General features: G+C 68.2%; 21 protein-coding genes. 3 read left to right on the top strand and 18 right to left on the bottom strand.

The annotated features are described in order from the left end of the window. Positions 1-198: 198 nt before the first annotated feature. The gene (locus tag OG747_RS38610) at positions 199-2,025 is read left to right on the top strand and encodes an AMP-dependent synthetase/ligase (RefSeq protein ID WP_405883988.1); all 1,827 of its coding nucleotides are present in this window, start codon (positions 199-201) and stop codon (positions 2,023-2,025) included. A 24-nt stretch (positions 2,026-2,049) separates the two neighbouring features. On the opposite strand, the gene OG747_RS38605 is transcribed toward OG747_RS38610, so the two are convergent. Genes OG747_RS38605 through OG747_RS38575 form a run of 7 tightly spaced genes read right to left on the bottom strand, consistent with a single transcriptional unit; the run spans position 2,050 to position 13,045 of the window. Then, positions 2,050-4,077: a PQQ-dependent sugar dehydrogenase gene (locus OG747_RS38605; RefSeq protein ID WP_405883987.1), complete on the bottom strand. Its 2,028-nt coding sequence runs from the start codon at positions 4,075-4,077 to the stop codon at positions 2,050-2,052. A gap of 12 nt (positions 4,078-4,089) precedes the next feature. Further along, positions 4,090-9,588 (bottom strand): glycosyl hydrolase family 28 protein, encoded by a 5,499-nt coding sequence (locus OG747_RS38600; protein WP_405883986.1) that lies wholly within the window; start codon positions 9,586-9,588, stop codon positions 4,090-4,092. 7 nt (positions 9,589-9,595) lie between these two features. Continuing rightward, the gene (locus tag OG747_RS38595) at positions 9,596-10,798 is read right to left on the bottom strand and encodes a glycoside hydrolase family 105 protein (RefSeq protein WP_405885927.1); all 1,203 of its coding nucleotides are present in this window, start codon (positions 10,796-10,798) and stop codon (positions 9,596-9,598) included. Continuing rightward, the gene (pqqE, locus tag OG747_RS38590; RefSeq protein ID WP_405883985.1) at positions 10,792-11,877 is read right to left on the bottom strand and encodes a pyrroloquinoline quinone biosynthesis protein PqqE; all 1,086 of its coding nucleotides are present in this window, start codon (positions 11,875-11,877) and stop codon (positions 10,792-10,794) included. The genes OG747_RS38595 and pqqE overlap by 7 nt, the downstream gene beginning before the upstream one ends. Beyond that, a complete protein-coding gene (gene pqqD / locus OG747_RS38585; protein ID WP_405883984.1) occupies positions 11,874-12,128 on the bottom strand; it encodes a pyrroloquinoline quinone biosynthesis peptide chaperone PqqD in 255 nt (84 codons plus the stop codon). Before pqqD ends, pqqE begins: the two co-directional genes overlap by 4 nt. After that, positions 12,125-12,886, bottom strand: coding sequence for a pyrroloquinoline-quinone synthase PqqC (gene pqqC / locus OG747_RS38580; RefSeq protein WP_405883983.1), 762 nt, complete (start codon positions 12,884-12,886; stop codon positions 12,125-12,127). Before pqqC ends, pqqD begins: the two co-directional genes overlap by 4 nt. A gap of 18 nt (positions 12,887-12,904) precedes the next feature. Beyond that, complete coding sequence (locus tag OG747_RS38575; RefSeq protein WP_405883982.1) at positions 12,905-13,045, bottom strand: pyrroloquinoline quinone precursor peptide PqqA; 141 nt, start codon at positions 13,043-13,045, stop codon at positions 12,905-12,907. Positions 13,046-13,369: 324 nt separating this feature from the next. Between OG747_RS38575 and OG747_RS38570 the strand changes: the two genes are divergently transcribed. Both OG747_RS38570 and OG747_RS38565 read left to right on the top strand, forming a co-directional pair. Further along, entirely contained in the window at positions 13,370-14,161 is a 792-nt protein-coding gene (locus OG747_RS38570; protein WP_405885925.1) for an aldo/keto reductase, read from the top strand. Positions 14,162-14,373: 212 nt separating this feature from the next. Then, entirely contained in the window at positions 14,374-15,069 is a 696-nt protein-coding gene (locus OG747_RS38565; RefSeq protein ID WP_405883981.1) for a glycoside hydrolase family 75 protein, read from the top strand. Positions 15,070-15,086: 17 nt separating this feature from the next. Here OG747_RS38565 and OG747_RS38560 read toward each other — a convergent pair whose 3' ends face one another. The 11 genes from OG747_RS38560 to OG747_RS38510 all read right to left on the bottom strand — a co-directional run bounded on the left by OG747_RS38560 (position 15,087) and on the right by OG747_RS38510 (position 26,965). Next, positions 15,087-15,788, bottom strand: a complete 702-nt coding sequence (locus tag OG747_RS38560; protein WP_405883980.1) for an SDR family oxidoreductase — start codon at positions 15,786-15,788, stop codon at positions 15,087-15,089. A 285-nt stretch (positions 15,789-16,073) separates the two neighbouring features. Continuing rightward, on the bottom strand, positions 16,074-16,937 hold the full coding sequence (locus OG747_RS38555) for a class I SAM-dependent methyltransferase (protein WP_405883979.1): 864 nt from the start codon (positions 16,935-16,937) through the stop codon (positions 16,074-16,076). A 239-nt stretch (positions 16,938-17,176) separates the two neighbouring features. Further along, complete coding sequence (locus OG747_RS38550; protein ID WP_405883978.1) at positions 17,177-17,989, bottom strand: enoyl-CoA hydratase/isomerase family protein; 813 nt, start codon at positions 17,987-17,989, stop codon at positions 17,177-17,179. Then, entirely contained in the window at positions 17,986-19,122 is a 1,137-nt protein-coding gene (locus tag OG747_RS38545; protein ID WP_405885924.1) for a cytochrome P450, read from the bottom strand. Before OG747_RS38545 ends, OG747_RS38550 begins: the two co-directional genes overlap by 4 nt. Positions 19,123-19,349: 227 nt before the next feature. Next, positions 19,350-20,657 (bottom strand): cytochrome P450, encoded by a 1,308-nt coding sequence (locus tag OG747_RS38540; RefSeq protein ID WP_405885922.1) that lies wholly within the window; start codon positions 20,655-20,657, stop codon positions 19,350-19,352. A 115-nt stretch (positions 20,658-20,772) separates the two neighbouring features. Further along, positions 20,773-21,369 (bottom strand): GTP-binding protein, encoded by a 597-nt coding sequence (locus OG747_RS38535; RefSeq protein ID WP_405883977.1) that lies wholly within the window; start codon positions 21,367-21,369, stop codon positions 20,773-20,775. Continuing rightward, a complete protein-coding gene (locus tag OG747_RS38530; protein WP_405883976.1) occupies positions 21,341-21,718 on the bottom strand; it encodes a DUF742 domain-containing protein in 378 nt (125 codons plus the stop codon). Before OG747_RS38530 ends, OG747_RS38535 begins: the two co-directional genes overlap by 29 nt. Next, the gene (locus tag OG747_RS38525; protein WP_405883974.1) at positions 21,715-22,116 is read right to left on the bottom strand and encodes a roadblock/LC7 domain-containing protein; all 402 of its coding nucleotides are present in this window, start codon (positions 22,114-22,116) and stop codon (positions 21,715-21,717) included. The genes OG747_RS38530 and OG747_RS38525 overlap by 4 nt, the downstream gene beginning before the upstream one ends. Next, complete coding sequence (locus OG747_RS38520; RefSeq protein ID WP_405883973.1) at positions 22,113-23,345, bottom strand: ATP-binding protein; 1,233 nt, start codon at positions 23,343-23,345, stop codon at positions 22,113-22,115. Before OG747_RS38520 ends, OG747_RS38525 begins: the two co-directional genes overlap by 4 nt. Positions 23,346-23,719: 374 nt before the next feature. Further along, positions 23,720-25,438 carry a glycoside hydrolase family 6 protein gene (locus OG747_RS38515; RefSeq protein ID WP_405883972.1) on the bottom strand — a complete coding sequence of 573 codons (1,719 nt, stop codon included), beginning with the start codon at positions 25,436-25,438 and terminating at the stop codon, positions 23,720-23,722. A 54-nt stretch (positions 25,439-25,492) separates the two neighbouring features. After that, positions 25,493-26,965 carry a cellulase family glycosylhydrolase gene (locus OG747_RS38510; protein WP_405883971.1) on the bottom strand — a complete coding sequence of 491 codons (1,473 nt, stop codon included), beginning with the start codon at positions 26,963-26,965 and terminating at the stop codon, positions 25,493-25,495. Between the last annotated feature and the right edge of the window lie 18 nt (positions 26,966-26,983).

Here is a 26,983-nt window from a genome sequence, read left to right as displayed (position 1 = left end):
TCGTACAGATTCCGTGGAGATTACGGGACCGAAACCTACGGAACCGTAAGGGATTCTGTCCGGCCCTTCCCCATGTGCGGGCATTTTCTCGGCTGACCTGTGCATATGCCGCGCCCTCCCCGCTCCGGCACCCCTCCCGCCCGGCGCCCCGGTGGGGTAGCTTTCACGGCGCTGTGCGGAGCGCCACTAGGAGCGGGATTGCGCGAGTTCACCAACCCTCCGTTGGCGTCGGCGCCGCCGGTGGGCGGCCTGGCCGACGTCGTGTTCGACTATGCCCAGGAAGACCCGCTGCGCATCGCCCTCGGCCGCAAGGACGAGCAGGGACAGTGGCGCGATGTGACCTCCGCCGGGTTCCGGGACGAGGTTCTCGCCCTCGCCAAGGGACTGCTGGCCCAGGGGATCCGGTTCGGGGACCGGGTCGCGATCATGTGCCCCACGCGCTACGAGTGGACGCTCTTCGACTACGCATTGTGGACGATCGGCGCACAGGTCGTGCCCGTCTATCCGACCTCCTCCGCCGAGCAGGTCTTCTGGATGCTGCACGACGCGCAGGTGTCGGCGGTCATGGTGGAGCACGAGGACCACGCGATGACGATCGCCACGGTCGTCGACCGGCTGCCGCAGCTGCACAAGCTGTGGCAGCTGGACGTGGGCGCCGTGCAGGAGCTGTACGAGGCGGGGGCGCACCTCGACGACGAGGTGGTGCACCGGCACCGGCGCGCGGTCACGCCGGAGTCGATCGCGACGATCATCTACACCTCGGGCACCACGGGGCGCCCCAAGGGCTGTGTCATCTCCCACGCGAACTTCATGTTCGAGGCGGACACCGTCATCGAGCGCTGGGAGCCGGTCTTCCACTCCAAGCGCGGCGACGAGGCGGCCACGCTGCTGTTCCTGCCGCTCGCCCACGTCTTCGGACGGATGGTGCAGGTCGCCGCGTTCCGCGGAAAGGTCAAGTTCGGGCATCAGCCGCAGCTCAACGCGGCGGCGCTGCTGCCGGACCTGGCCGCGTTCAGGCCGACGTTCTTCCTCGCGGTGCCGTACATCTTCGAGAAGGTCTTCAACGCCGCCCGCCGCAAGGCCGAGAAGGAGGGCAAGGCGGGCCCCTTCGAGAAGGCCGTCGAGGTCGCCGTGCGCTACGCGGACGCCGTCGAGGAGAAGGCCTGGGGCATCGGACCCGGCCCTTCGGCGAGCCTGCGGATGCAGCACCAGTTCTTCGACAAGGTCGTCTACTCCAAGGTCCGGGGCGCGATGGGCGGCCGGGTGAAGCACGCGATGTCGGGCGGTTCGGCGATGGACCGGCGGCTCGGGCTGTTCTTCGCGGGCGCCGGTGTCTTCATCTATGAGGGGTACGGGCTCACGGAGTCCACGGCGGCCGCGACCGCCAATCCGCCCGAGCGCACCCGGTTCGGCACCGTCGGGCAGGCGATCCCCGGAACCACCGTGCACATCGCGGACGACGGCGAGATCTGGCTGAGCGGCGACAACGTCTTCCAGGGCTACCTGAACGACCCCAAGGCCACCGACGCCACCCTCCACGACGGCTGGCTCGCCACCGGGGACCTGGGCTCCCTCGACGAGGACGGCTATCTCACCATCACCGGGCGCAAGAAGGAGATCCTGGTGACCTCCGGCGGCAAGAGCGTCTCGCCGGGCGTCCTGGAGGAGCGTGTGCGCGACCATCCGCTGGTCGCCCAGTGCATCGTGGTCGGCAACGACCGGCCGTACATCGCGGCGCTCGTCACCCTCGACTCCGAGGCCGTCGAACACTGGCTCCAGATGCAGGGCAAGGCGCTGCTGTCTCCGGCCGATCTGGTGCGCGACCCGGACCTGGAGACCGAGGTGCGGCGTGCGGTGGTCGCCGCGAACACCCTGGTCTCACAGGCCGAGTCGATCCGTACGTTTCGGATACTGGCGCACCAGTTCACCGAGGAGCACGGGTTGCTGACGCCTTCGCTGAAGTTGAAGCGGAAGGCGATTGAGAAGGCGTATGCGACGGAGGTGGAGGCGCTGTATCGGACGTGAGCCCGGTACAACGCCTCGGCCGGGCTAGCTGATGCTCACCTTGAAGATCTTGTCCGAGCCGTCCGCCGCTCCTCCGTTGTTGTCGCAGTTGGTGGTGGAGAGCCAGAGCTGGTCGGCGCCGGGCACCTTGGTGACCGTGCGCAGCCGGCCGTAGGCGCCGACGTAGTACGCCGTCGGCGTGCCGACGTTCTCCGTGTCGCCGGTGATGGGGATGCGCCACAGGCGTTCGCCGCGCAGGGACGCCATGTAGACGACGTTGCGGACGATCGCGATGCCGCTGGGGGACGCCTCGGAGACGTTCCAGGTCGCCTTCGGGTTGGTCATCCCGGAGACGCTGCAGGCGCCCTCGCAGGTCGGCCAGCCGTAGTTGGCGCCCGGCTTGATGAGGTTGAGTTCGTCCTTGGAGCTGTTGCCGAACTCGGCCTCCCACAGGCGGCCGTTGCGGTCGAAGGCGAGGCCCTGCGGGTTGCGGTGACCGTAGCTGTAGACGTAGTTGCCGAACGGGTTGCCGGGAGCGGCCTTTCCGTCCGTCGTCATCCGCAGGATCTTGCCGTTCAACGAGGTCTTGTCCTGGGCCAGTTCGGGCGTCTGGGCCTCGCCGGTGGAGACGTACAGATAACCGTCGGGGCCGAAGGCGAGGCGTCCGCCGTTGTGGTAGCGGTTCTTCTTGATGCCCTGGAGGAGGATCGTGTAGTTGGTGAGGGAGCTGCCGTCGTAGGTCATGCGGACGACGCGGTTGCCCTCGGATGCCGTGTGCATGAAGTATACGTAGTGGTTGGTGGCCCACTTCGGGTCGACGGCCACGCCCAGCAGTCCGCCCTCGCCGTTCGTGGTGACGGCGTTCGGCACGGTTCCGACCTGGGTCTTCGTGCCGTCCTTGGTGACCTTCCAGACGCGGAAGTCGTCCCGCTCGGTGACCAGCGCCGTCTGCCCGTCGGGCATCCAGTACGTGCCCCACGGGATCGTCCAGCCGCCGGAGACGGTGCCGATGGACGAGGGCACCCCGCCGTCGGTGGCGCACGCCTTCGTCGTGAAGGTGACCGTGTTGCTCTGCGGGGACACATTGCCGGCCGCGTCACGCGCCACCACGTTCAGGGTGTACGGGCTGTTGCAGGCGAGCCCGGTGAGCGTGGTCGACGTACCGGTGACGCTCTTGTAGACCGTCGTGTCGCTGCGCACGTCGTAGCCGACGACCGCCTTGTCGTCGGTCGAGGCGCCCCAGCTCAGGTCGGCGCTGGTGGCCGTGACGTTCGACGAGGTGAGCGTGCCGGGTTTGGTCGGCGGGGTGGTGTCGGAGCTGGGCTGGGTCGTGCAGTCGACGACCGGGCTGGCCTGCGAGGCGTTGCCGGCCGCGTCGCGTGCGATGACGGTGAGGTTGTAGGTGGTGTTCGGACTCAGACCGGTGAGCGCCTTGGACGTCGCGTCGCCCGCCGCCTCGCTGAGCTTGTTGCCGTGCTCGTAGAGGTCGTACGCGGCCACGCCCACGTTGTCCGTGGAGGCGCCCCAGGAGAGGGTGAGGGCGTCCTCGCCGATGGCCGAGCAGCTCGGCCGGCCGGGTCGCGACGGGGCCTGGGTGTCCGCTGCCGCGCCCACGCTGACGCGGTCGAGGTTGGGACCGCCGTTCGCCGTGGTGGCGGTCGCGCGGATCTTGTTGGAGCCCGCGTCGAGCTGGACGTTCACGCTCTTCGTCGCCCAGGTGTTCCAGTCGGTGGTGGCCGGGAAGGAGACGCCGGAGGCGACGACCGTGCCGTTGACCGAAAGATCCATCGGGCGGTCGACGCTCGTCCCGTTGGCGTAGCGCAGGGCGAGCGAGGACGTGCCGGCCGTGGCCGCGCTCACCGTGAACTCCACGTACGAGCCGGTGATGTTGGTGTAGTCGACGAAGCCGGTGCCCGTGTAGCCGGTGTGGTTGGTGACGACGGCGCCCTGCGAGATCGTGGCGTCCTCGGCCTGGTAGTCGGTGGCCGCCTGCGCCGTCGTGCCGGTGAGTGCGACAAGCGGCACGGCCAGGACGAGGGAGAGGCACCAGGGCAGTGCTCTGTTGGGTTTCATGGGTTCGTCCCCTCAGCCCGTGTACTGGGCGAAGACCTTGAGGTAGTCGTACGGCTGCTGCGACACGCCGCTGCAGGAGTCCCCGTCGGAGCCGGATCCGCAGGCCCGGTCGCGGTTCACGGACCAGTAGGTGAGGCGCCCGATGTGGTGCTGCTGGGCGTAGGCGAGCATGGTCTTGAAGTCTGCTACGCGGACCAGTTCGCCGGAGTCGTCGGTCTTGCCGTTCATCGACGACAGGCCGATGTGCGCGTACGCCGTCGCGTCGCTGTATCCGTACGCCGCCTTGACCCGCGCCTTGAGCCCCTCCATGGCCTGGGCGGTGAGCGTGCCCATATTGCTGGTGCCGCCGCCGAAGTCGAACGGCATGATGCACCAGATGTCGTTCGCCAGGCCCGAGGTGGCACCGCGCTTGATCATGTCGGCACCGGTGGAGTCCGGGCCGCTGGTCGTCGTGCCGAAGGTGATGATGGTCTTGAGGCCGGAGTTGCCGGCCTTCACGATCTTCAGCGCGTCGATCACGCGTTGCCGGACGGTGGCATTGCTCCACTCGGTGTTCTCGATGTCGATGTCGATGACCTTGAGGCCGTAGGCGTTGATGACCTTCTGGTACGCGCCCGCGAGAGCCGAGGCGCTGGAGCACTTCTCGCCGAGTTTGGCGCCGCTCCAGCCGCCGATGGAGACGACGACGTCACCGCCGGCCGCGCGGATCGCGTTGATCCTCGACTGGTCGTTGCCGCCGGTCAGCGGGCGCGAGCCGTCCCACTTCGGGTTGCAGGAGCCGTCGGAGAGGATGAAGGCGAGCGTGAACCACTTGACCCCGGTCGCCGACATCACGGAGGTCGGGTTCTGCGGGTTGCCCCAGCCGAGGTACTCATAGGGCGCCACCGCCATGCCGGGTGAGGCCGCGGCGGCCTTGAGAGCGGCACTCACCGGCTTCACCCGGATCAGCCGTGTCTCGCCCGGGCGCAGGGTCGCGCTGTACGAGTCCGCGATCGTGCCCTTGTGGGATCCCGACCACAGGTCCGTGACGTCGCCGGAGCCGGTGAAGCCGACCTGCGACCAGTTCACGCTGACCGTGGAGTCGCCGGACGTACCGGTGTTGAAGAGCGCGACGACAAACTGCCCGTCGCTCTCCTTCTTGCTCCAGACCTGCTTGACGCCGCTGCTCACGATCCGCTTCGCCGCGACACCGTCCTGGTCGACGCCGATGAGGCGGTCGTTGGTCAGCATCGGTGTGTCGACGGAGTCGAGGTTCGTCAGGTCCGTGCCGAGCAGCAGCTGTGCGCCCGCCATCGCCCACAGGGTGAAGTGCGAACGGCGCTGGTCGGCGGTGAGGCCTGCCTGGTCGCCGTTGCCGATCTCCAGCGAGTCCAGGTCGTTCCAGCCGCCCGGTCCCGCGTACGCCTGCCAGTTGGCGGCCGAGGTGAAGCGGGCGGAGACGTGCGACCAGTCGGTCAGCGGATAGCCACTGCCGTTCGCGCCGGACCCGCAGTAGCACTCGACGTCGCCCTGGGTGCGCCAGCTGTTCGCCAGGGACTTCCAGGTGGAGGCATCGGCGATGGGCAGGTTGTTGGAGAGGGCGAAGGTGATGGGCCGGCCGGTGGCGCGCAGGGCCTTGTCCCAGGCCTGGACGTCGGGGATGTCCGCGCTGCCCACCCCGTCGATCTTCAGGTAGTCGACTCCCCAGGAGGCGAACTGCTTGGCCCACGAGTTCACGAACTCCTGCGCGCCCGGCTTCCCGTAGTCGATGTAGTACATGTTCTTGCAGTTGTAGTTCTTCTCGGTCTTCGAGGTGTCCGCGATGTCGGCAGCGTGGTACGAGGTCCCCTCGATCGGCGTGTTCTTGGTGACCGCGTTCTTCGCGATGCCCGGCGTGACGTAGAAGCCGAACTTCAGTCCCTTGGAGTGGATGTAGTCGGCCAACGCCTTGATTCCGGCGGGGAATTTGGCCGTGTCGACGGTCCAGCGCCCGTAGGAGTCGACGACGAATCCGTTCGCGTCGCACTTCTGCCAGAAGTCGTCGAGATTGACGTACACGAAGCCGTGGTCCTTGAGCCCGCTCGCGACGAGCGCGTCGGCCTGTGCCTTGATCTTCGCCTCGGTCGGCCGGCGGCGCACGAAGCTCCAGCTGCTCCAGCCCATGGCGGGGCGGAGGGACTGGCCGTTGTCCGAGTACGTCCCGACGGTGGCCGCAGGGGTGGCGTACGACGTGCCGATCCAGGCCTCGTCGATCCGCAGCCGCTTGTAGCGGGTGGTGTCGGTGGACGCGGCCCAGGTGGTGTCGACTTCGAGGCGTACGTAACGGGCGTTGGCGGCGGTCAGGTCGATTCCCTGGATGCCGCGCCGGCTGGGGAGCTGACCGGTCTTGACGACGCTGCCCCAGGTGGACCCGTCGTTGCTGAGGAACACCTTGTAGTCCTTGATGCGCGCGGACTGCTCGGTGCCGGAACGCGCGTAGGCGACGGAGTCCTCTCGCTGGTTGAGGCCGATGTACTGGACCTTCTTCGCGCCGCCGAGGTCGAAGGTGAGGTTGACGGGCAGGGTCTTGTCGCTGTCCCAGTAGGTGAGGTAGTTGCCGTCGCCCGCGGCCGCCGCGCCGTGACCGCTCGCCGAGGCGCTCGCGGACAGGGTGACTCCGGACGCGATGCCCTGCCGGCCGGCCGTGGTGACCTTGAAGACGGTGTCGTACGGGTCCCAGTTCGCCAGGCCGCCCAGAGTGAGCACCCCGCCCGACTGCGACCACGAAACGGCCGCTCCCGTACGGAGGTTGGTGACGGAGGCGATGCGGTAGCCGTTGTCTCGAATGCGCAGCGTGCTGGTGGTGGGCGGGGTCAGCACATGGATGTAGTGGAGGTTGGGGTCGGTCTTGCTGACCGTGGTCACCCCGTGGGCCCCGTCGTTCCAGAAGCCGGGCTTGAGGCCGCCGTACATATAGCCGCCGCCCTCGGTCCCGCGCAATGACTGCCAGATGGGGCCGAGGTAGGAGTCGGCAAAGTTGTTGAAGGCCTCCTGGTTCGATGGGAACGTGCCGTTGACCTGGGCGGTCTCGGCCATCAGGGCCTTCACGGACGAGCCCGCGTTGGTGATCAGCCGGCCGAGGGTGAGCATCTTGTCGACGGACGGGTTGGAGCCGTCGTACCACCACGCCCCGCTGGAGGGCAGCTTGAAGTCGGCCTCGGTGAGGCGGGGTTGGGCCGTGTACACGGCCTGGGGGTAGTCGTAGGACGGGGTCATGCCCGTCTTCTGCTCATTGCTGATCATGTCCATGATCGGCGTGTCTTCGTTGTTGTTGCTGAGGGTGTAGTTCGGGCGCTTCTGCTGGATCTGCGCGTAGAGGTTGTGGCTCTCCCAGTACGCGTTGTCGTTGTCGATCCAGAAGCCGCCGAGGTCCGGGTAGCGGTCCATGACCTCGAAGAAGTTGTCGTAGCTGAAGCGGCCGAAGCCGTCACGGGTGGTGAGGTCGACGTCGGTGCCCTTGTAGGCGGAGTACGCGGCCGAGTCGAGCCACTCGTGCCCGCCCTCGTCGTGCCACTGGGGGTCGTCGGTCATGTAGAGGATGACCTTGAGCCCCTTGGCCTTGGCTGCCGTGATCAGCTCGCCGAGGAAGTCCCGCTTGGTGGAGCAGCTGCCGGGGATCTTCGACGGCCAGGGGCGGGCGTAGCCGAGGCGGCTGTGGAAGGTGGCGAGGACGAGGTACTGGGTGTGCAGCTTCTGCGCCTCGTTCACCCAGTAGTCGGGGCTCCAGCCGCTGCTGGTGACGTCGTTCTCCCAAGCGGTACAGCTGGTGTGGGCGGGGGCGGTGCGTTCGCCCCAGTGCAGGAAGAGTCCGCCGACGGAGCCGCGCAGGAAGTCCTGACGGGGATTCTCCAGGTCGAGCGGCTTGGCGCCCGCGCCGCTTGTCTGCCGCGCGTTTACGGCGCTCATCGGCTTCGCGGCCGCGCTCTTCACCACCGCGCTCTTCGTCGCCGTACCGCAGTTCTCACTGGAGCCGCTGTTGGAGACCCGCAGCGCGCCGCCCGAGGTGTTGTGACTGTCCGCCAGGCAGTACCCGCTGACGTTCTGCAAGCCCACGTCGTGCGGGGAGTCGCTCCCCCGCTGGGCCGTGAACCGGGTGAACCTGATCCCGCTCGCCGCATTCGCGATGACCGCCGGGCGACCGTCGTCCGCCGCGTACTTCACCGAGCTGTCCGTGAAGGTGACGTTGTCGGCGTTGTGGAGGTACCAGCCGTAAGCGGGACGCGTGCCGATGGCCTTCGGGTTGTAGTCATTGGGGTCGTTGCCGGGCACGGCGGTGGACATGGTGCCGTTGCCGCCGGGGACGGTGATGTTGACGTCGGTGAAGGTGACCCCGTTGATCCGGTGCCCGCTCTCACCCCACAGCGTCGGGCTGAAGGACGGACTCACCCCGGTCGCCGTGATGTTGTCGTACGTGACGTTGCTGATCGAGCCGACGCCCGGGCTGTTTCCGCAGCGTTTACGGGTGCCGATCTTCTGCATGATCGGCGAGTGGACGCCTGTCATGGTGATGTCGCGGTAGTGGACGTCGGAGATCTTCGCGCCGTCCATGGAGACCATGCCGAGCCCGGACTTGTCGGAGCCCTCGATGCGGATCTTGGCGAACTGGTAGTCCGAGAAGTCGCCGCAGGTCTCGGAGCCGAACATCAGCGCGTTGCAGCACACCGCCGACAGATACGAGTCGCTCACGTGCACATGGCCGTTGGGGAGCTTGGCGCCGAGCGCGTAGTCGCTCTTGAAGACGAGGGCGTCGTCGTTGGCCTTGATGGTGGCGTTGGTGACGGTGACGTCGGTGGTGCTGATGATGTTCCAGCCGTCGCGGTCGCTCGCGGTGTCGATGGTCAGGTGGTCCGAGGTGACGTTCGTACAGCCGTTGATGAGGGCGGCGAAGTGTCCGCCGCGCCGCAGGGTGAGGCCGTCGCCGAGGCTCAGGCCGTTGCAGCGGGTCAGGGAGAGGATCTTGTCGGCCTCGCCGGACTTCGGGTTGCCGGTGATGAGATTGCCGAGGCCGTCGATGACGCCCTCGCCGACGAAGCCGATGTTCGTCAGCCGGTCGCCGTAGATCATCGCGTTGTGGAAGTGGCTGTGCCCGTAGTCCTGGTAGGCGTCGTTGGGGTTGGCCTCGGGCGGGTCGTACGTGTCCGCGCTGGAGCCCTGGATCGTCGCGCCCTTGTCTACCTGGAGGGTGACCTCGCTCTTCATACGGATGGTGTTCTTGGACTTGTACTGGCCGGCGGGGAAGCGGACGGTGCCGCCGCCCGCCGCGGCCGCCGCGGTGATCGCCTTGTTGATGGCGGGGGTGTCGTTGGTGGAGCCGTCGCCCTTGGCTCCGTAGTCGTGGACGTCGAAGACGGCGGCGCGGGGTGCGGTGGTGGACGTGGGTGCGGTGGCGGTTCGGGGGGCCGCGAGGGCCTCGGGGTGGGTCAGGCCGAGTACGACGGCGAAGGCGAAGAAGACGCTCGCCGCGCCGAGCAGGGTCCTTCTGGTGGTGCTCATGGCTGACTCACCTCGTCCTGAGTGGGTGGGCTGTGAGCTGTTCGTTCATGATCAGAAAGGCGCCGAGGCCGTGGAAGTCGTTCGTGGCCCGGTCGCGGGCGATGTAGTACGCGTAGTCGCCGACATTGGTGCCGATGGAGATGTCGGTGAGGTTGGTCCGGCCGTCGGAGCCGACCGACATCCTGGCGAGGACGCCCTCGTAGCCGCGCTGTGCGACGGACGCGTAGTGCGGATCGAGGTAGCCCCGCTGGGCGCCGCGCGAGAGGGCGTAGGTGAACATGCTGGAGCAGGACGTCTCGGTCCAGTTGTCGCTGCGGCTGCCCTTGTCGATCACCTGGAACCAGCGTCCGGTGGCCGGGTCCTGGTACTTCTCCAGGCCCGCGGCCAATCTCCGGAAGATGCCGACCAGTTGGGGCCGTCGCGGATGGTTGACCGGGATCGCGTCGAGCACGTTGACGATCGCCATCGCGTACCAGCCGACCGCCCGGCACCAGTGCTCCGGGGCGAGACCGGTCCCCGGATCGGCCCAGCTCGCGGTCTTCGACTCGTCGTAGGCGTGCTTCAACAGGCCGCTGGTGACCTGCAGATGATTGCCGTAGACGTAGAGCTGCTTGGCCGCCTCGTCGTTCGCGTAGGCCGCGTCCCCGAACTCCTTGCCGTACTCGACGAGGAACGGGTTCACCATGTAGACGCCGTCCGACCAGAGTTGGTGGGCGCGGCTGCTGGTGTCGGCGTGCCAGAAGCCGCCGTCGGAGGTGCGCGGGTAGGTGTTCAGACGGTCGCGGATCTTCTGGGCCGCCTTGCGGTAGCGGTCCTGGCCCGTCTCGTGGTGCAGGATCGTCAGCAGTCGCCCCGCCTGCATGCTGTCGAGGCTGTTGAAGCTCTGGCCGATCGAGCCGTCGCTCGCCACGAAGCGGTCGACATAGCTCTTGATGTACGCGAGATAGCGGGCGTCGTGCGTGCGCTGGTACGTGAGGTACTGGCCGTAGAGGTACAGCCCGACCGGGTACGACCAGCCGCCGATCGTGCTCGGGGTGTAGCGGGCCATGGTCGAGTCGACCAGGGCGACGGACCAGTCCGTAGCGGCGGCGGGTCTTCCGACGGGCGGGCGGGACGGGGGTGTCGGGGGCGCGGTGGCGGCCACCGTGGTCAGCCCTGCGGTGGTGAGCACGCCCGCCATCAGCGCTGCCCGCAGTCGTCGTCTCATGATCCTCCCTCTCGGTAGGCAAAGGCGGAGTTCGCGCGCGGGGCCTCGTCGACGAGCGCGCGGACGAGGTGGTGGTCGGGTGCGTGGCGGCAGGCCGGGTCGGTGCGGGAGGCGTCGCCGGTGAGCTCGTACGCCTGACAGCGGCAGCCGCCGAAGTCGGTCGTGCGCAGCGCGCAGCCGCGACAGGGGTCCGGCATCCACTTCTCGCCCCGGTAGACGTTGAAGGCCCGCGACTCGCGCCAGATCCAGTCGAGCCGGTGCTCGCGCACGTTCGGCGCGTCGAGGCCGGGGAGCGCGGCGGCGGACGGGCAGGGCAGCACGGTGCCGTCCGGGGCCACGGTGAGGGAGACCGCGCCCCAGCCGCCCATACAGGGTTTCGCGGTGCCGTCGAGCAGGTCGGGGGCGACCCAGACCAACTCCAGGGCCCCGGCCAGTTGTTCACGTCGGCGTCGCACCGTGGCGCGGGCCCGGTCGACCTGGTCCCGGGTCGGCAACAGGGCGGTGCGGTTGCGCGCCGCCCAGCCGTAGAACTGCGTGTGGGCGAGCTCGATCCGGTCGGCGCCCCAGGTGAGGGCGAGGGTGATCAGGTCGTCGACGGCGTCGATGTCGGCGCGGTGCAGCACGACGTTCAGGCCGAGCGGAAGTCCGGCCGCCCGCACCAGCCGGGCGGCGCGTTCCTTGGCCTTGAACGCCCGGGCGCCCGCGATGAGTTCGGCGACGGCGGGGTCGGTGTGCTGCACGGAGAGCTGGACGCTGCGCAGGCCCGCGTCCACCAGCTCAGCGAGCCGTCGCTCGTGCAGGCCCACGCCGCTCGTGACGAGCTGGGTGTAGAGGCCCGCGGTGTCGGCGGCAGCGACGATCCGGGCGAGATCGCGCCTGAGGAGGGGTTCGCCGCCGGACAGGTGGGTCTGGACAACGCCCAGGTCAGCGGCTTGACGTAACACGTCGGTCCATTGTTCGACGGTCAGCTCTCTTGACCGACTGATCAGTTTGACGGGGTTGGAGCAATACGCGCAGCGCAGCGGGCAGCCGTGGGTGAGTTCGGCCAGCAGAGCCCAGGGGGGATCGACGGTCACGGTCATCGGAGCCAGCCCTCCTCGCGCAACGCCGAGAGGAACGGGGGGACTTCGTCGGCCACCGGCGCACCGGGGAAGCGTTCACCGAGCGCGGCGACGATCTCGTCCACCTCGCGGTTGCCGTCGCAGAGCCGCAGGACGCTGCCGGCGGTGCCGCGCAGGACGACGACGCGCTCGGGCAGGAGCAGCAGGTCGAGCCCGCGGACGTGGTCGTACCGGAGCACCACCGGGCGGGACAGCGCGGGGCGCCACGTCATGATGCTCCGTCCCGATCCACGGCGTCCAACAACGCCCACAGCACCTCGCACTTGAACGCGAGCGCGGCTACCGCCCGTTCCTGCTGCTCCCGGGTGCGCGCCCAGGTCAGGACGAGGGCGAGCGCCTCTTCGCCGTCCCGGCCGCCCTGCCCGACGCGGTCCCGGAAGTACGCGAGCCCCTCGGCCTCGATCCAGGGGTAGTGGCGTTCGAAGGCGGCGATCCTCGTCCGCATCAGCCCGGGTGCCGACAGCTCCGTGAGGGAGGCCGCGACCGCGTCGAGGGCCGGGCGCAGCCGGCAGAAGTTGACGTAACCCTCGACCGCGAGCCGTACGCCGGGCAGCACCCGGGAGGTGTCCCACAGCAGCGACCGGTCGAGGCCGGCGGCCTCCCCGAGCCGCAGCCAGCGTTCGATGCCTCCCCCAAGGTCTCGGCTTCGCTCGACCAGGGAGGCACCCCCGTCGCCGGGGACCGTGCCGTCGTGGTCCTGGATCCTGCGGAGCCAGACCCGGCGCAGCGCGGGCTCGTCGAACTTGGCGAGGATCAGGGCGTCCTTGACGGGGATGTGGCGTTGGTAGTGGAAGCGGTTGGCGATCCAGCGGCGCAGCTCACCGGGTGTCAACTCGCCTTGGTGCATGCGGAGGTTGAAGGGATGCCGATCGTGGTAGCGCTCTTCGGCGACGGCGCGCAGCCGCTCGGTGAACTCGGCGGTTCTCCAAGGGGCCGCGGCACCGTCGTCGAGCACGGGTGTCGGAGTCACGGTTCGACCACCAGGTCGCTAGCGCTCGCCGAGGGCGTAGGCGGTGACCTCCAGGGCGGTCTCCACGACCAGATACCCGGGGGCCTCCCAGACCCTTTCCTCCGATGTTTCCCGAATCACCTGTTCCGTACGGCGACCTTCGAGAGCGTTCTCGTTCATGTGCGCGTACCCGCTTTCCTGATGGGTGGGGGGTATGGGACCCAGACAGGTGCTGGTGTTCACATGCATGCACCGAGTTCATGAGACCGTTCGGTGACGCCCTACAGAGTGGTCGGATGACGGGACTCGGTCAATGGTCCGGACCGGTAAGGTCGGATGCATTTCCGGCCAATCTCCGGCTCTCCCCAAGAATCCACAGGGAATCCGCCGGTCAGGAATGCAGGGCGGTCGGTGATCGTTGACGATAGGAGTACCACCCGACGACTGAAGGATCGAGAGCTCGTGAGCAAGGTCCCCCCGATCATCCTGAACAACGGCGTCGAGATGCCGCAGCTGGGCTTCGGTGTCTGGCAGGTCCCGGACGACGAGGCGGAGCAGGCCGTCGCCACGGCGCTGGAGACCGGATACCGCAGCATCGACACCGCGGCGATCTACGGCAACGAGGAGGGCACCGGCAAGGCCATCGCCGCCTCCGGCATCCCCCGCGAGGACCTCTTCGTCACCACCAAGCTCTGGAACAGCGACCAGGGGTACGACGCGACGCTCCGCGCATTCGACACCTCCCTGGAGAAGCTCGGCCTGGAGTACGTGGATCTGTATCTGATCCACTGGCCGCTGCCGTCCCGGGGCAAGTACATCGACACGTACAAGGCGTTCGAGAAGATCTACGCGGAAGGCCGCGCCAAGGCCATCGGCACCTCCAACTTCCTCCCGGAGTACCTGGAGAAGCTGCTCGAGGCGACGTCCGTCATCCCGGCCGTCAACCAGATCGAGCTGCACCCGCACCTGCAGCAGCGCGCGGCGCGCGAGTACCACGCTGAGCAGGGCATCGCCACCGAGGCCTGGTCGCCGCTCGGCTCGGGCAAGGGCCTGCTGGAGGTCCCGGCGATCGTCGCCATCGCCCAGAAGCACAACCGCACTCCGGCCCAGATCGTGCTGCGCTGGCACATCCAGCTCGGCAACATCGTGATCCCCAAGTCCGTGACCCCGTCCCGGATCAAGGAGAACATCGAGGTCTTCGACTTCTCGCTCGACACCGAGGACATCGCGGCGATCAGCGCGCTGAACGAGGACCGTCGCCTGGGTCCCGACCCGGCGACATTCGAGATCGGCTGACCCTCCCCGCCCCACCCCACCTCGAACCGCCCGCCGGCCCGGATGCGCACCGCGCATCCGGGCCGGCGGCGTTGTCAGCTCCCGTCGCGACCACCTGATTCGACTCCTGGACCGGACCAACTCCGCTGCAGGGCTTGACGCGGTCATGCAAGCAGGGCCACCTTGTACGGCAACCCGGTAAGGAAACTTTCCTAACAGAAGGGTCCCCCACAGTGCGCTCTCGAACACTGACCCTCGCGGCCGTCGCCGGTGCCGCACTCCTCGCCACCGCCGCGCTCCCGGCCAACGCGTCGAGCACCGCCACACCCCGTTCCGCTCAGGAGGGTTCGGTCAGCGCGGCCGCCCTGCTCGCCAAGGTGACGTCCTGTTCGCAGATATCGAACGGCAAGTACAAGACCGACGACGAGACCTCGGCCACCATCCCCGTCTGCGGCAAGAACGGCGCGGTGTTCTGGAAGGCCGACATGGACATCGACTGCGACGGTCAGGTCACCAGCAAGTGCAACGGCGACGCCGACCCGTGGTTCCAGGACGACACGGCGTTCCACCAGTCCGACGGAAAGCCGCTGCGCGCCGAGTCACTGCCGTATGTGGTCGTGCCCAGCACCAGCAGCATCTGGAAGTACACGAGCTACGGCATCAAGGGCGGCGGCGTCGTCGCTGTGATCTACAACAACAAGGTCGAGTACGCGGTGGTCGGTGACACCGGTCCCACGAAGATCATCGGTGAGGCGTCGTACGCCACCGCCAAGGCCCTCGGCATCGACCCCGACCCCGCCACGGGTGGGGCCGACTCCGGGGTGACGTACATCCTGTTCAAGAACTCCCAGGTGTCGCCGATCGAGAGTCACAGTGCGGCGGTGTCGCTCGGGGACTCGTTGGCGCAGCAGTTCCTGCAGAACAACTGAGGCTTCGGCGGGCGACGTCAGTTGGGCTGGCCGATCGGGCGTACCACCACGGTGTTCACATCGACGCCCGACGGCTGTCCGATCGCCCAGACGATCGACTCGGCGAGCTGGTCCGCCGTCAGCAGATGGCCGGGTGGCAGGTTCCCGTTGCTGTCCCAGAACGGGGTCTCCACCCGGCCGGGCGAGATCAGGGTCACCCCGACGCCGAACTCGGTCACCTCGCGCCGCGCGTTCTCGGCGAGGCCGGTCACGGCCCACTTGGTGGCCCCGTAGAGGTTGCCGGGAGTGTGGACATGGCCCGCCACACTCCCGACCAGCACGATCCGGCCCCGCGTCTCCTTCAGGGCGTCGATCGAAGCCCTGATCAGCAGCGCGGGCCCGAGCACATTGGTCAGCACCATCTCGGACCAGCCGGCCGGGTCGCCGCCGGCGACGGTGTCGTGCGTGGCGAAGCCGGCGTTGGCGACGACGGTGTCGAGGCGCCCGAACTCCTTGAGCGTCACGTCGACCGCCGCCCGCACCTGGTCGTACTCGGCCGCGTTCCCGACGACCGTCAACAGGTCTTCGGGGCTGCCGAGTTCCTCGGCGAAGGCGCGCAGCCGCTCCTCGCCCCGCCCGGTGACGGTGACCCGGTGGCCGCCGTCGAGCAGCCGCCGGGCGACCGCGGCACCGATTCCGCTTCCGCCGCCGGTGATGAGTGCGACAGGCGAGTCGGTCATGAATACCCCCCATATGTATGCGTTGAACAGCGGGAGTACATCACTTTGAGCGCTCTCGAAGTCAAGGCACGACGCCGTCCGCCCTGTGGTGATGCGCAACTCCCCTCCACCCGGGGTGAATCCGGCCGTGAGGGCGGGTCCGGCACCGGCCGACGGGATCGCCCCGGACAACCACCTTGTACGGCAACCAGGTTCCGGCGCAGGTCATCCGCGCTTCGTTGCTCACCGCGGCCCATATCGTCGCCGTACGCGATTCCGCGGGGCAGCCGCTCGACGCGGCCGGGACTACTCCGGCTTCACGCCGACGTGAACCGTGAGCGCCGTCAGCAGAAAAACGTCCGGGCGGTGGTGCACGCTCGCCTTGTCGTCCGGGTCGAGGAGCCGGTCGAGGGCGGCGAGGTCGTCCGGGTCGAGGCCCTCGGCGAGGGAGTCCCGGCGGCGGGCGAGTGAGGCGACGACGAAGGCGCGGGTCTCCTCCGACACCGGGGCGGGGTGGTCGACGAGGAAGGTGCGGGTCGCGGTGTGGCGCAGGCCCGCGGCGGTCAGCAGGGCGGGCCAGTCCTCCGTCTCGGCCACCGCTCCGGGCAGTTCGGCCCGCATCCGGGCGAACCATTCGTCATGGATCGCGTCGATACGGGACTGCAGGCCGGGCCGGCCGATGCCGATGTCGCGCGGGAAGTAGCGCGTGGGCAGGCCGCCCTCCAGGAGGGCGAGGGTGCCGCCGGGCGCGAGGGCGCGCGCGAATCCGGTGAGCGCGGCGCCCTGGTCGCCCACGTGGTGCAGCGACCTGCTGGCCCACAGCAGGTCGGCCGGATACTCCATGTCGTCGAGCCCATCGGCGAGTTCGGCCTGCAGCGTGCCGAAGCGGTCGGTGATGCCGAGCCGTTCGGCGCGGGCCCGGGCCCGCTCCAGCAGGGGTTCCGCGCCGTCCACGGCGATGACCCGCGCTCCGGGGAAGGTATCCGCGAGAAGGCACGAGATGACGCCGGGGCCGCTGCCCGCGTCCACGATCAGCCCGGGCTCGGGCTGCTGCTGTCGCAGCCAGACCGCCGCCTCGGCGTACAGCGGGGTGAACAGTTCGGCCTCCTGCTCCAGCATGGGGAGCATCTGGGCGAAGTCCATCTGTGCGTGGTCGTGGTGGTGCGCCATGGTCGCGAGCCTCTCGTTCGGGATACGGACAGCGTGCTCCGCCACTCCCTGAAACGACCACTCGTATTGCGTAAACAGCAAATCTGGCGGCGGGATATTCGCGGGCGCCCGCACCGACCGGTCACTGAGCGGAATTTCGGGGCATCCGCCAGTGACCGGCCACGCTCGTTGTCATGCTGTGTGTCACCGTCGCGCTGTGTGTCGCTTTCGTGCCCTTATATCGCTTTCGCCCCTTCGCCTCAGAGCAGATGGCCGATAGGTCGCTCCTGTTGGGTTCTTGAATAGTGATCCTCGGCGAGTACGGATGCCATCAGTTCGGAGTCGAAGACGGATGCGTCGGCGAGACGAGCCGGTGCCGTGTACGCGTTGAGCAGCATCTTGGTGACTCTCAGCGCTGCGGCCGGGCGACGGAGGATGGGTTTGGCCCAGCCGGTCACGGCCGCGTCGAGGTCGTGTTCCCGTACGACGCTCTGCAGGATGGACAGGGTCAGTGCTTCACCGGCGGTGAAGGCCCGGCTGGTGAGGATGAGTTCGCGGACACGAGCGGCGCCGACCTCATTCAGGAGACGAGGCAGCAGACCGCCCCAAGCGGTGGGCAGGCCGAGCGCGAGCTCGGGCAGCCGGAAGGTCGCGGTGTCGGCACCGACGCGCAGGTCGCAGGCGAGGGCGAGGGCGAGACCCGCGCCGATGACTCTGCCCTGGACTTTGGCGATGGTGACGGCGGGGTTGCCGGTGAGCGCCTCGCAGACGCGGCGGGCCTTGGTGCCCGAGGTCCGGATTCCGCTCCCGGTGGGGTCGTCGGCAAGGAGTTCGGTGAACTCGTTGCGGTCTCCGCCGAGGCAGAAGTCGTCGCCGGCCCCGGAAAGCACGACGACTCGGATCGCGGGGTCCTGGTGGTCGAGAACGCTCAGCAGATCGTCCAGCATCCGCTCGGTGACGGCGTTGCCCTGGTCGGGCGTGTTCAACTCGATGTACAGAACCGGTCCCTGCCGGCTGGTCCGGAGGGTCGTCCCCACCAGGTTCGTCCGGACGGTCGGCAGCGGGGCAGTCATGTGGTCACTTTCAGGGAGGTCACGCGCCGGAAGACCATCCGGGGCGCGTAGACGGGTGCGGAGCCGAGCTGGAGGGTCGGGAATCGTTTCAGCAGTTGGGTGAGCAGGATGTGGGCCTCGAGCCGGGCGAGGGCCGCGCCGAGACAGTAGTGGGCACCGCCCCCGAAGGTCAGGTGCGTGCCGCTGCGCAGGACGTCGAAGGTGGCCGGGTCCGGGTTGCGGCGGGGGTCGTGGTTGGCAGCACCGTAGAGGACATGGACCATCGAGTCCTTGGCGATGGGCACCCCCGCCAGAACCGTGTCGTTCGCGGCGACGCGGGAGTTGAGATGGATGGGCGGGTCGTAGCGCAGCGCCTCGTCGATGGCGTCGCCGACGTGCTCGGGGTGTTCGCGCAGCCATGCCCACCGTGCCGGGTCATCAAGCAGAAGCCATAAGGCGCTTGAGAGGAGGGTCGCCGTCGTTTCCAGAGAGGCGATGGTGATGAACATGGTGAGCGAATAAAGGATCTGGTCCGCCTCGGCCCGGTTGCCGGGCAGCTGTTCGTCCCAGTGCCGGATCCATTCGGAGAGGACGTCGTTGCCGGGCTGCGCGCGGCGTAAGCGGATCAGGTCGGTGAAGAAGCTTCTGAGCTGGATGGTTGCCTCGGCCGAGATCGCCAGCTCGCGCTTGGTGGGCAGCAGTTCCTGCGCGTGGACCTGCCGGTGGGTGATGTCCAGGATGTGCGCGTAGTGCTGAGCGGGGATGTCCAGCCAGTGGCCGATCGTGCTGATCGGCAGCTGCTCGCTGACGATGGACACGAAGTCGGCCTCAGGGTGGGTGCGCAGTTGCTCCTCCAGGTTGTCGAGGAGTCGTACGACGTGTTCTTCGACCTGGGGCCGCATGTCCTCGATCGTGGAGCGGTCGAAGAGGTTGCCGAGGCTGCGGCGCTGGCAGGTGTGGACGGGGGCGTTGAGCCGGGAGAGCGTCGTGCTCATTTCCTGGGTGGCCGGAGCCTGCCAGCGTCCGGGGTCCGGCTGCCGGTCCTGCCAGGCGAAGTCGGGCACGAGCCAGTCCCTGCCGCGCAGGACCTGGCTGCATGCTTCGAATCCGGTGACGAAGTAGCCGCCCCAGGGGGCGGGTACGACGTCGCCCATGGCGCGCAGTTCCGCGTAAAGGGGAAAGGGGTCGCTTTGCCCTTCGGGGGAACGCAGGCGCCGAAGGACAGAGATGACGGCTCGACGGTTGCCGGGTATGCCGCCTATGTCGCCAACAGCGGTCACGCGGAGCTCCTTTGGCTGGGCGTTTCCGTTACCGGCGGAACCTACCCCTCCTCTCCCCCACCGCATGCGCCGCTGTGTGTTGCTCCTGTCACATGCGGTACTCAGAGGCGGAAGACATCGAGGAAGGAACTCCAGAAGCCCTTCTTGGCTTTCGAATCGGGCCGGAGGGACGGGGCGGCCGGCACCTGAGCCGGGGCAGCCGTCGGGGTCTGGGCCGCTGCCGTGGTGCGCAGTGCCGCGGCGACCCGGGTGGCAGCAGTGGGGCTGAACTGTACGGGCAGGGAGATCAGGGCCCGGTGGAAGGGCCCCGGACGCCACTGCAGACTCTGCTCAGGAAGCGCGAGGGTCAGGTCGGGCAGAGCGTTGAGGATCTTCTCGATGGCGGTGATGGCGATCACCTGGGCCGGGGATTTGGCCGGGCAGGCGTGAGGGCCCGCTCCCCACCCGAGATGGGCGCCCTTGCTGCGGACCTGACGCGCCTCGGAGAGGTCGGGGTCGCTGTTGGCGCCGGCGAAGCTGATGACGACCGGGGTGTTGGCCTCGACGGGGATACCACCGAGATCGATGTCCTGAAGAGGGAAGTGGGTGGCGTAGTTCGCGATCGGCGGGTTGTGCCACAGGACATGGTCCAGGGCTTCTTCGATCAGCATGCCGGACCCGCGGGCCGAGGAATCCTCCGACAGCAGCAGAAGCAGGGCATTGCCGATGAGGTTGCGCTCGGGCTCCACGCCTGCGCCCATCAGCATGACGAGCTGGTCCTTGAGCTCCTCGTCGGTCAGACCGGCGGGGTGCTGGATGAGCCAGGAGGTCACGTCGTCACCGGGCTGGCGGCGCTTGAGCGCCACCAGTTCCATGAGGCAGGCCGTGAGCTCCTCGTTGGCGCGCAGGGCGTCCTCGCCGTCGAAGATCGCGGACATCGAGCTGGTGAGGCGGTCACCGATGCCGGCGGGGCAGCCGAAGAGCTTGTTGAACAGCAGCAGCGGCAGCAGCTTGGCGTAGTCGGACAGGAGGTCGGCGCGCCCGCGCTCGCTGAACTGGTCGATGAGGTAGTCGGCGATCTGCCGCACATCGCGGGCGAGGCGGCTGATGTCGATGCGGTCGAGGCTCTCGGTCACGGCCTTGCGGAGCCTCAGATGCACGGCGCCGTCGGTGAACAGACAGTTGGGCCGGTACGCCATCATCGGCAGTACGGGGTTGTCGAGCGCGATGCGGCCTGCGTTGAGGTCTTTCCAGCGGCGGGAGTCGCGGGCGAACAGCGTGGGGTTCTGCAGGATGCGCAGAGCCGTCTCGTGCTGGACGACGAGGGTGGCCTCCACGCCGGGAGCGAGCTCGACCGGGGCCGCCGGCCCCTGGGCCCGCAACCGGTCGTATACGCGGTCCGGTTCGTTGGCGAAGTCCTGGCCGTGCATCGGGCATCTCGCGGGGGCGCCTGGTATGGCGGCCGCGTGCTGAAAGTCCATGAAGTGTTCCTTTGTGTGCCCGGTGTCTTGCGGCCCGGGCCGCGGGGTGAACCGGGGGCCTGAGTCAGGCCGCCCGGGTGAGCAGATGCTGGACGAGCGCGATCAGAGCCGTCATGGACGACTCCTGGTCCCGTGCGTCGCAGAAGACAACAGGGGTGTCGGGGAGCAGGTCGAGTGCCTCGCGGATCTCGTCCTCCGCGTGCTGCCCTTGCGGGTCGAACGTGTTGACCGCGATGGCGTACTCCAGGCCGTACTGCTCGACCAGGTCGATGACCGGGAACGTCTCCAGCAGCCGGGAGGGGTCGACCAGGAGCAGTGCGCCGAGCGCTCCGCGGGCCATGTCCTCCCACACCTGCATGAAGCGCTGCTGACCGGGCGTGCCGAAGAGGTACAGCACCACCTCGTCGCCCAACGTCAGGCGGCCGAAGTCCAGGGCGACAGTCGTTGTCACCTTGTCCGGCACGCCCCGCAGGTCGTCCACATGGGCGGACGCCTGGGTCATCTTCTCCTCGGTGCGCAGCGGGGCGATCTCCGAGAGCGAGCCGACGAACGTTGTCTTGCCCACAGCGAAGTGCCCCACGACGAGGATCTTCACGGTGGTGGTGACCGTGTCCGAGACGTAGATGGTCGTCTCAGACGACGCGGAGGGCTGTGAGTCCATGGAGCACCTTTTCGAGGGTCTTTCTGTCGACGGCCTGGGCCCGTGGTGGTGCAGCGCGGCGAAGCAGGTGTTCTTGCTCGAATAAGTCGGTCAGCAGCAGTCGGGCCACGCCCGCGGGGAGCGCCAGGTGGGCGGCGACTTCGGCCACGGCCAAGTAGCCTCCGGCGCACAGGTCCCAGATGGCCCGCACTTCGGGGCTGGCGCCCCGCGGCAGTTCCCGGTCGGGCGCCAGGGTCACCAGGGTGTGCAGGGACAGGTCGCCCTCGGAAGGCAGGCGACGGCCGCCGGTGATGACGTAGGAACGGACGAAGTCGCTGCTGACCGCTTCTTCTTCGCTGGGTGTCGTCATGCGTCGCTGCCGGCGTTCTGGCGCGGAGGCGTGGTCATCGCCTTGCCGAGCGCGTTCACCTGCTGCTGCATACGGAACGACATCGCTTCCATGTCCACGTCCAGCGCCGCGGAGACAGCCATATAGGCACCGGCTCCCGCGGCGATCAGGAAGATCCAGCCACCGTCGTACTCGACGAGGGTCTGCTTCCAGATTCCGTGCCCGGCGGCGACGAACCCGGCGGCAGCCCGGCTGAGGGACTGCATCGAACTCATCGCGGCCGCATTGGTCTCCGCGTCGTCCCGGCCGATGTCACTGGAGCGTTCCAGCAGCAGGCCGTCGGCCGAGACAAGGATCGCGTGGCGGGCGCCCGGTACCTGCAGCACATCGTTGAGCACCCACGACAGATCGGCATTCACTGGTTTCTGGATCCTTCCATGGTGGTCGTGTCGCGCCCGAGCTGCGTTCCGCGCTGGAAGGCTCCGAGACGCGAGGCCGTCACCTCACCGCTCGTCTCCGACTCCGGCCCCGGCTCCGGGGCGGGCATCTCGGGGTCCGGCACGACCGACACCGCGCCGATGCGACGGCGCTTGGGCAGACCACCCGACGTGGTGCCGATCGAGCGCACCGTCACCGGGGCGGAGACCGGGGTGTCACGCTGCGGCTCCCGCTGCGCGGAGGCTGCATCCCGGGCATCCCGGGTGTTGCCTTGTGCCGCGCTCCCGGGGAGCGGCTCGGGGGTCTGGTCGGTCAACAGGCTCTCAGGCAGAAGAATCACCGCACGCACGCCGCCGTAGGGGGACACGGAATCGACCGAGACCTTGAAGCCATAGCGGTTGGCAAGCACCCCGGATACGGCGAAGCCGAACCTTGGCGGATTACCGAGGCTCGTGATGTCAACCGGACCCTGCGCGGACAGCAGAGCGGTGGCACGATCCTTCTCCTCCTGGCTCATGCCCACGCCGGCGTCGTCGACGATCAGGCAGACACCGGTCGGAACGGCCTGGATGTTGATCTCGACGGGTGTGCCCGGCGCGGAGGAGTTGGTGGCGTTGGCCAGAAGCTCGGCGAGAACGACCGCCACCGGTTCCACAGCCTTGCTGGTGACCGAGGCGTTCACCTGGGTGTGGATGCTCACGCGGTCGAAGTGCTTGATCCGGCCCTGGGCGCTGCGGGCCACGTCGTACACCGAGGCAACGGCGGTGCGCCGCCCCAGCCAACCACCGCACAGCACCGCGACGCCCTGGGCGCGACGGTTGAACTGGCTGTTGGTGTGGTCGACCAGCATCAACGCGGCGAGGACCGGCTGGTCGTCGCCGTACTCCTGTTGCGCCTTGTTGATGACGACCTGCTGTTCGTCGGCAAGGACCTGGAGGGTTTGCATGGCGGACTTGAGGACCGCCTTGGTGTCCTCCTCGGCGTCCCTCCGTACCTGTGCCAGGGCATCCGTGTGCTGGGTGGTGAGCGATGTGTACTCAGTGCGGAGCCGGGCGAGTGCTCCTTGCTCCCTTTCGAGGCCGCTGCGCAGGTCGGTCTTCTCCCTGCGGAGCGCCATGTTGGTTCTCCGGGCTCGGATCACTGCGGAGATCGCAGCGACGAGCACTGCCAGCAGGATCCACAGAAGTGGGTCCTGAATGAATGACGTCATGAGACTCTCTTCAAGTCGCCTCGCGACAGGAGTGGAGCGTTGCAGTCCGCAAGGCCCGACCGAGATCGCGAGCCCCGCTGAGCGGTGGACCTTACCGGCGGACCAACAGTCACTCCTTCGCGATGAGGCCCTACAGACTGCCCCCGTGTGCGCATGTGACGCACCGTCAGCCTACTGAACGTACGATGATCGTATCAGCGGCGAGGGGGTCAACAGCCCTTCCGGGACCACGAATTGGAGACCTTCACAGAGATTTCGCGACGGCGGCGTACGAGCGGGAGCGGGCGGACGGCGGCTGCTCGGCGGTGGAATCAGCGATCCGCCGGGGGTTGGCCCAGGTGGCCCGCCCCCGGCGGATCATCAGATCAGGCGCCCTACAGCGGCGGATACGCGTTCGTCATCAGCTGCTGGAACTGCGCCGAGAACCAGTGCCCCGACAGCGGGGCGTTCGGCAGCGCGCCGGACATATTGTTGTTGTTCCGGGCATTTCCCGTGTATGTCGGATCGCACATCCGGTCGAAGCCCTTGCCCTCGTCGTTGGCGATCGCCGAGCTGGAGCCGTCGGACTCGCCGGGGGGCTTCATCCACACATAGGCGTCGATCCCGGCAGCCGGGGCGGCCTGCGGGCGCTCGCCGAGACCGGCACCGGCCTGGTTGCACCAGTTCCCGACGTGGATCCGGCGGTCGTAGCGCCCGCCGTCGACGTACGTGTCCACGCTGGTCGTCGCGCCGGGACCGGTGGGCCGTGCCGTGCCGCCCCAGCCGTTCCTGGAGGTGTCGATCAGCATGCCGATGCCGGAGTTGAAGCCGACCGACACAAGCTGGTTGCGGAAGGCCTGGGCGAAGGACAGCTCGTCGACGTAGCGGTTCCAGTCGACCCACTTGGACTGGCGGACGGAGGTGCCGTTCACCGAGTCGTTGATGGAGAAGTTGTTCTCCTTCAGGGCGCTGTAGTTCGCCGTGTTGGTGATGAAGCCCTGTACGTCGTCGACCGTGGCGCCCTCGCTGGTGGCCGCCTGCTTGAACAGGGTGGCCGCCGGGCCGAAGTTGTCGTCCCAGCCGAGCCAGCCGTGGTGGCCGGCGTCGAGGTAGTTGTAGACGTTCGGGATCGCGCCGAGCTTGGCGAGCGCGTAGCCCACACCCTTCACGTAGTTGCCGTTGGCGAGCATGGTGTCGCACTGCGGGGTGGCGGTGGCCCGGCTGCCGGTGTTGGTGACGAGGTTCGGCAGGGAGTCGATCTCGATCGTGGTGACGATCCGCAGCGAGGCGTACTTGCTGTCCGCGAGGATCGCCGCGATCGGGTCGATGAACTGCGTCTTGTACTTGTCGATCTCCGTCGGGCCGAGCTCACCGTTGGAGGCGAGGGCCGCGCAGTCACGGCCGGGCAGGTCGTAGACGACCAGCTGGACGACCTCTTGGCCGCTGCCCTTCTGGGCGAGCGCCGCGTCGAGGTGGGCGCGCAGCCCCATGCTGCCGCTCGCCCCGTTGATCGCGGCGATCCGGTCGAGCCAGACGCCGGTGGGCTGGTTGGAGACCCGGCTGCCGCCGGTCTCGGCCGCGGCCTTCGCGGACCACTCGGGGTTCACGTACACCTTGGCGCCCGCGTACGGGTTGTCGACTCTCCCGGACGGGTCGCTGCCTCCTCCCCCGCCGCCTCCGCCGCTGCTTCCGTCATCGACGTTGCAGGTCACCCCGTCGAGGGTGAAGGTGGTGGGCAGGGCGTTGGTGCCGCTGTAGGAGGCGTTGAAGCCGAAGCTGACCGAGCCGCCGGTGGCCAGCGTCCCGTTGTAGGTCTCGTTGGCCGCGGTGACGGCCGTGCCGCTCTGGCTGATCTTCGCGTTCCAGCCCGAGGTGACCTGCTGGTTCCCGGCGTACGACCACTTCACCGCCCAAGAGGTCTTGGCGGCACTGTTGTTCGTGACGGTGACGGCGGCGGTGAAGCCGGTGTCCCACTGGTTCTGCACCTTGTAGTCGACGGTGCAGGGGATGGCGGCGATGCCGGCGGGGGCCGCGGGGACGGCCGCGACGGCGGTGCCAGAGGCACCGGCGAGCAGGATCAGCGCCCCTAAGAGTGCCGTTTTGGTACGACTCATGAGTGCGGGTTCCCATCTCTTCTTGTGCGGGTGTCCGTTGACTTCTTGTGCCGGTTATCCGTTGAGGGCGCGCAGATGATCACGCAGCCCGACTCCGTACGACGTGGGAGTGCCGTCGTAGTTGGAGATCAGGGAGGGACCGGAGGAGCAGTCCCAGGTGTTCCAGGTCCAGCCGAGGTAGGAGAGCCCCCGGTCGTCGAACCACTTCATCGCGGTGTCGATGAAGCCGTGGGAGCAGGTGTTCTCGCCGATCTCCCCCGCCACGAGCGGGACTTGGGCGGCCACCGGGGCGAGCGTCGAGTTCCAGCAGCTCTCACTGGCGCAGGTGTTGAAGTTGTAGGTGTGGAAGGCCGCGACGAGGTTGCCCGTCGGGTCGCTGGGCTTGTACGTCAGCCACTGGCTCAGGTCGTTGGAGTACGCGAGCCCGCCGGCCAGGATCAGGTTCTTGGCGCCGGTGCCGCGCACCGCGTCGACCAGGTCCTGCATCCCGGCGACCTCGTATCCGATGCCCGGGCAGGCGCCGCCGTCCTTCCAGCAGGCCCACGCCTGGGCGGTGGTGGAGGTCGCGCGGTCCGGGTAGGGCTCGTTGAACAGGTCGAAGGCGACGGCCTGGTCGTCCTTGAAGGCACCGGCGACCGAGGCCCAGAAAGCCGGGCTGTACTGCGCGTCCGGCATCGGCTTCTGGCAGGTGGCGTGCACGTCGGAGCAGCCCGCCGAGTTTCCGGTGTACTGCCCGTAGTTCCAGTGCAGTTCGACGAGCGGCGTCATGCCGTGCGTCTCGACCTTGGCCACCAAGTCCTTCACGGCGGCTATGTAGTTGGCGCCCGCGTACTCCGGCTTGATGTTGGACAGGCCGAGCCAGCACTCCTCATTGAGCGGGATGCGGACCGTGTTGGCCTTCCAGTCGGCGATCGCCTGCACCGACGCGTCGTCGACCGGGCCGTCGAAGATGCCGTAGCCCTGGACGCACATGAACTCGCCGCCGGAGCGGTTGACGCCGAGCAGCCGGCGGGTCTTGCCGTCGGCGTCGACGAGCTTGTTGCCCGAGACGTGCAGCCTGGGCGCCGTACCGGTCGTGGGCGGCGGCTGCGTCGGGGTCGGCGACGGCTCGGCGTCCACGTTGCACATCGTCCCGTTGAGCTTGAACGACGTCGGTACGGCGTTGCTCCCCGACCACGAGGCGAGGAACCCGGCACTGACACTGGCGCCCGAGCCCAGCGAACCGTTCCAGCTCTCGTTCGACGCGGTCACGGTCGCAGCGGACTGGGACCACTTGGCGTTCCATCCCTGGCTGACCTTCTGACCGCCGGCGAAGTCGAAAGTGAGACTCCAACTGCTGAGCGCGGCCATGTTGTTGGTGATTTTCACGGCGCCCTGGAAGCCGCTGTCCCACTGGCTCGTGACCGTGTAGTCCACCGTGCACGCGGGTGCGGCTCCTGAAGCCGTGACGACCGGCGCGATCGCGGTGCCCACGAGGGCGACCGCGGCGCCGACCACTAAAAGAGCTGAACGCGGAGGGTGTCGCATGAGCGACTCCTTGCAGCT

Source organism: Streptomyces sp. NBC_01384, from assembly GCF_045040035.1.
Classification (GTDB): Bacteria; Actinomycetota; Actinomycetes; order Streptomycetales; family Streptomycetaceae; genus Streptomyces.
The sequence above is the reverse complement of the archived record's forward strand: the minus strand, read 5'-3'. Positions and strand labels throughout refer to the sequence as shown.

Excerpts from the sequence above, each read along its gene's own strand:
- OG747_RS38605 (WP_405883987.1), bottom strand. The coding sequence starts at position 4,077 with ATGAAACCCAACAGAGCACTGCCCTGGTGCCTCTCCCTCGTCCTGGCC.
- OG747_RS38600 (WP_405883986.1), bottom strand. The coding sequence starts at position 9,588 with ATGAGCACCACCAGAAGGACCCTGCTCGGCGCGGCGAGCGTCTTCTTC.
- OG747_RS38545 (WP_405885924.1), bottom strand. The coding sequence starts at position 19,122 with ATGGGCGACGTCGTACCCGCCCCCTGGGGCGGCTACTTCGTCACCGGA.
- pqqD (WP_405883984.1), bottom strand. The coding sequence starts at position 12,128 with ATGACGTGGCGCCCCGCGCTGTCCCGCCCGGTGGTGCTCCGGTACGAC.
- OG747_RS38560 (WP_405883980.1), bottom strand. The coding sequence starts at position 15,788 with ATGACCGACTCGCCTGTCGCACTCATCACCGGCGGCGGAAGCGGAATC.
- OG747_RS38575 (WP_405883982.1), bottom strand. The coding sequence starts at position 13,045 with ATGAACGAGAACGCTCTCGAAGGTCGCCGTACGGAACAGGTGATTCGG.
- OG747_RS38550 (WP_405883978.1), bottom strand. The coding sequence starts at position 17,989 with ATGACTGCCCCGCTGCCGACCGTCCGGACGAACCTGGTGGGGACGACC.
- OG747_RS38515 (WP_405883972.1), bottom strand. The coding sequence starts at position 25,438 with ATGAGTCGTACCAAAACGGCACTCTTAGGGGCGCTGATCCTGCTCGCC.
- OG747_RS38510 (WP_405883971.1), bottom strand. The coding sequence starts at position 26,965 with ATGCGACACCCTCCGCGTTCAGCTCTTTTAGTGGTCGGCGCCGCGGTC.
- OG747_RS38540 (WP_405885922.1), bottom strand. The coding sequence starts at position 20,657 with ATGCACGGCCAGGACTTCGCCAACGAACCGGACCGCGTATACGACCGG.
- pqqE (WP_405883985.1), bottom strand. The coding sequence starts at position 11,877 with ATGACCGTGACCGTCGATCCCCCCTGGGCTCTGCTGGCCGAACTCACC.
- OG747_RS38530 (WP_405883976.1), bottom strand. The coding sequence starts at position 21,718 with ATGACGACACCCAGCGAAGAAGAAGCGGTCAGCAGCGACTTCGTCCGT.
- OG747_RS38520 (WP_405883973.1), bottom strand. The coding sequence starts at position 23,345 with ATGACGTCATTCATTCAGGACCCACTTCTGTGGATCCTGCTGGCAGTG.
- OG747_RS38570 (WP_405885925.1), top strand. The coding sequence starts at position 13,370 with ATGCCGCAGCTGGGCTTCGGTGTCTGGCAGGTCCCGGACGACGAGGCG.
- OG747_RS38535 (WP_405883977.1), bottom strand. The coding sequence starts at position 21,369 with ATGGACTCACAGCCCTCCGCGTCGTCTGAGACGACCATCTACGTCTCG.
- OG747_RS38555 (WP_405883979.1), bottom strand. The coding sequence starts at position 16,937 with ATGGCGCACCACCACGACCACGCACAGATGGACTTCGCCCAGATGCTC.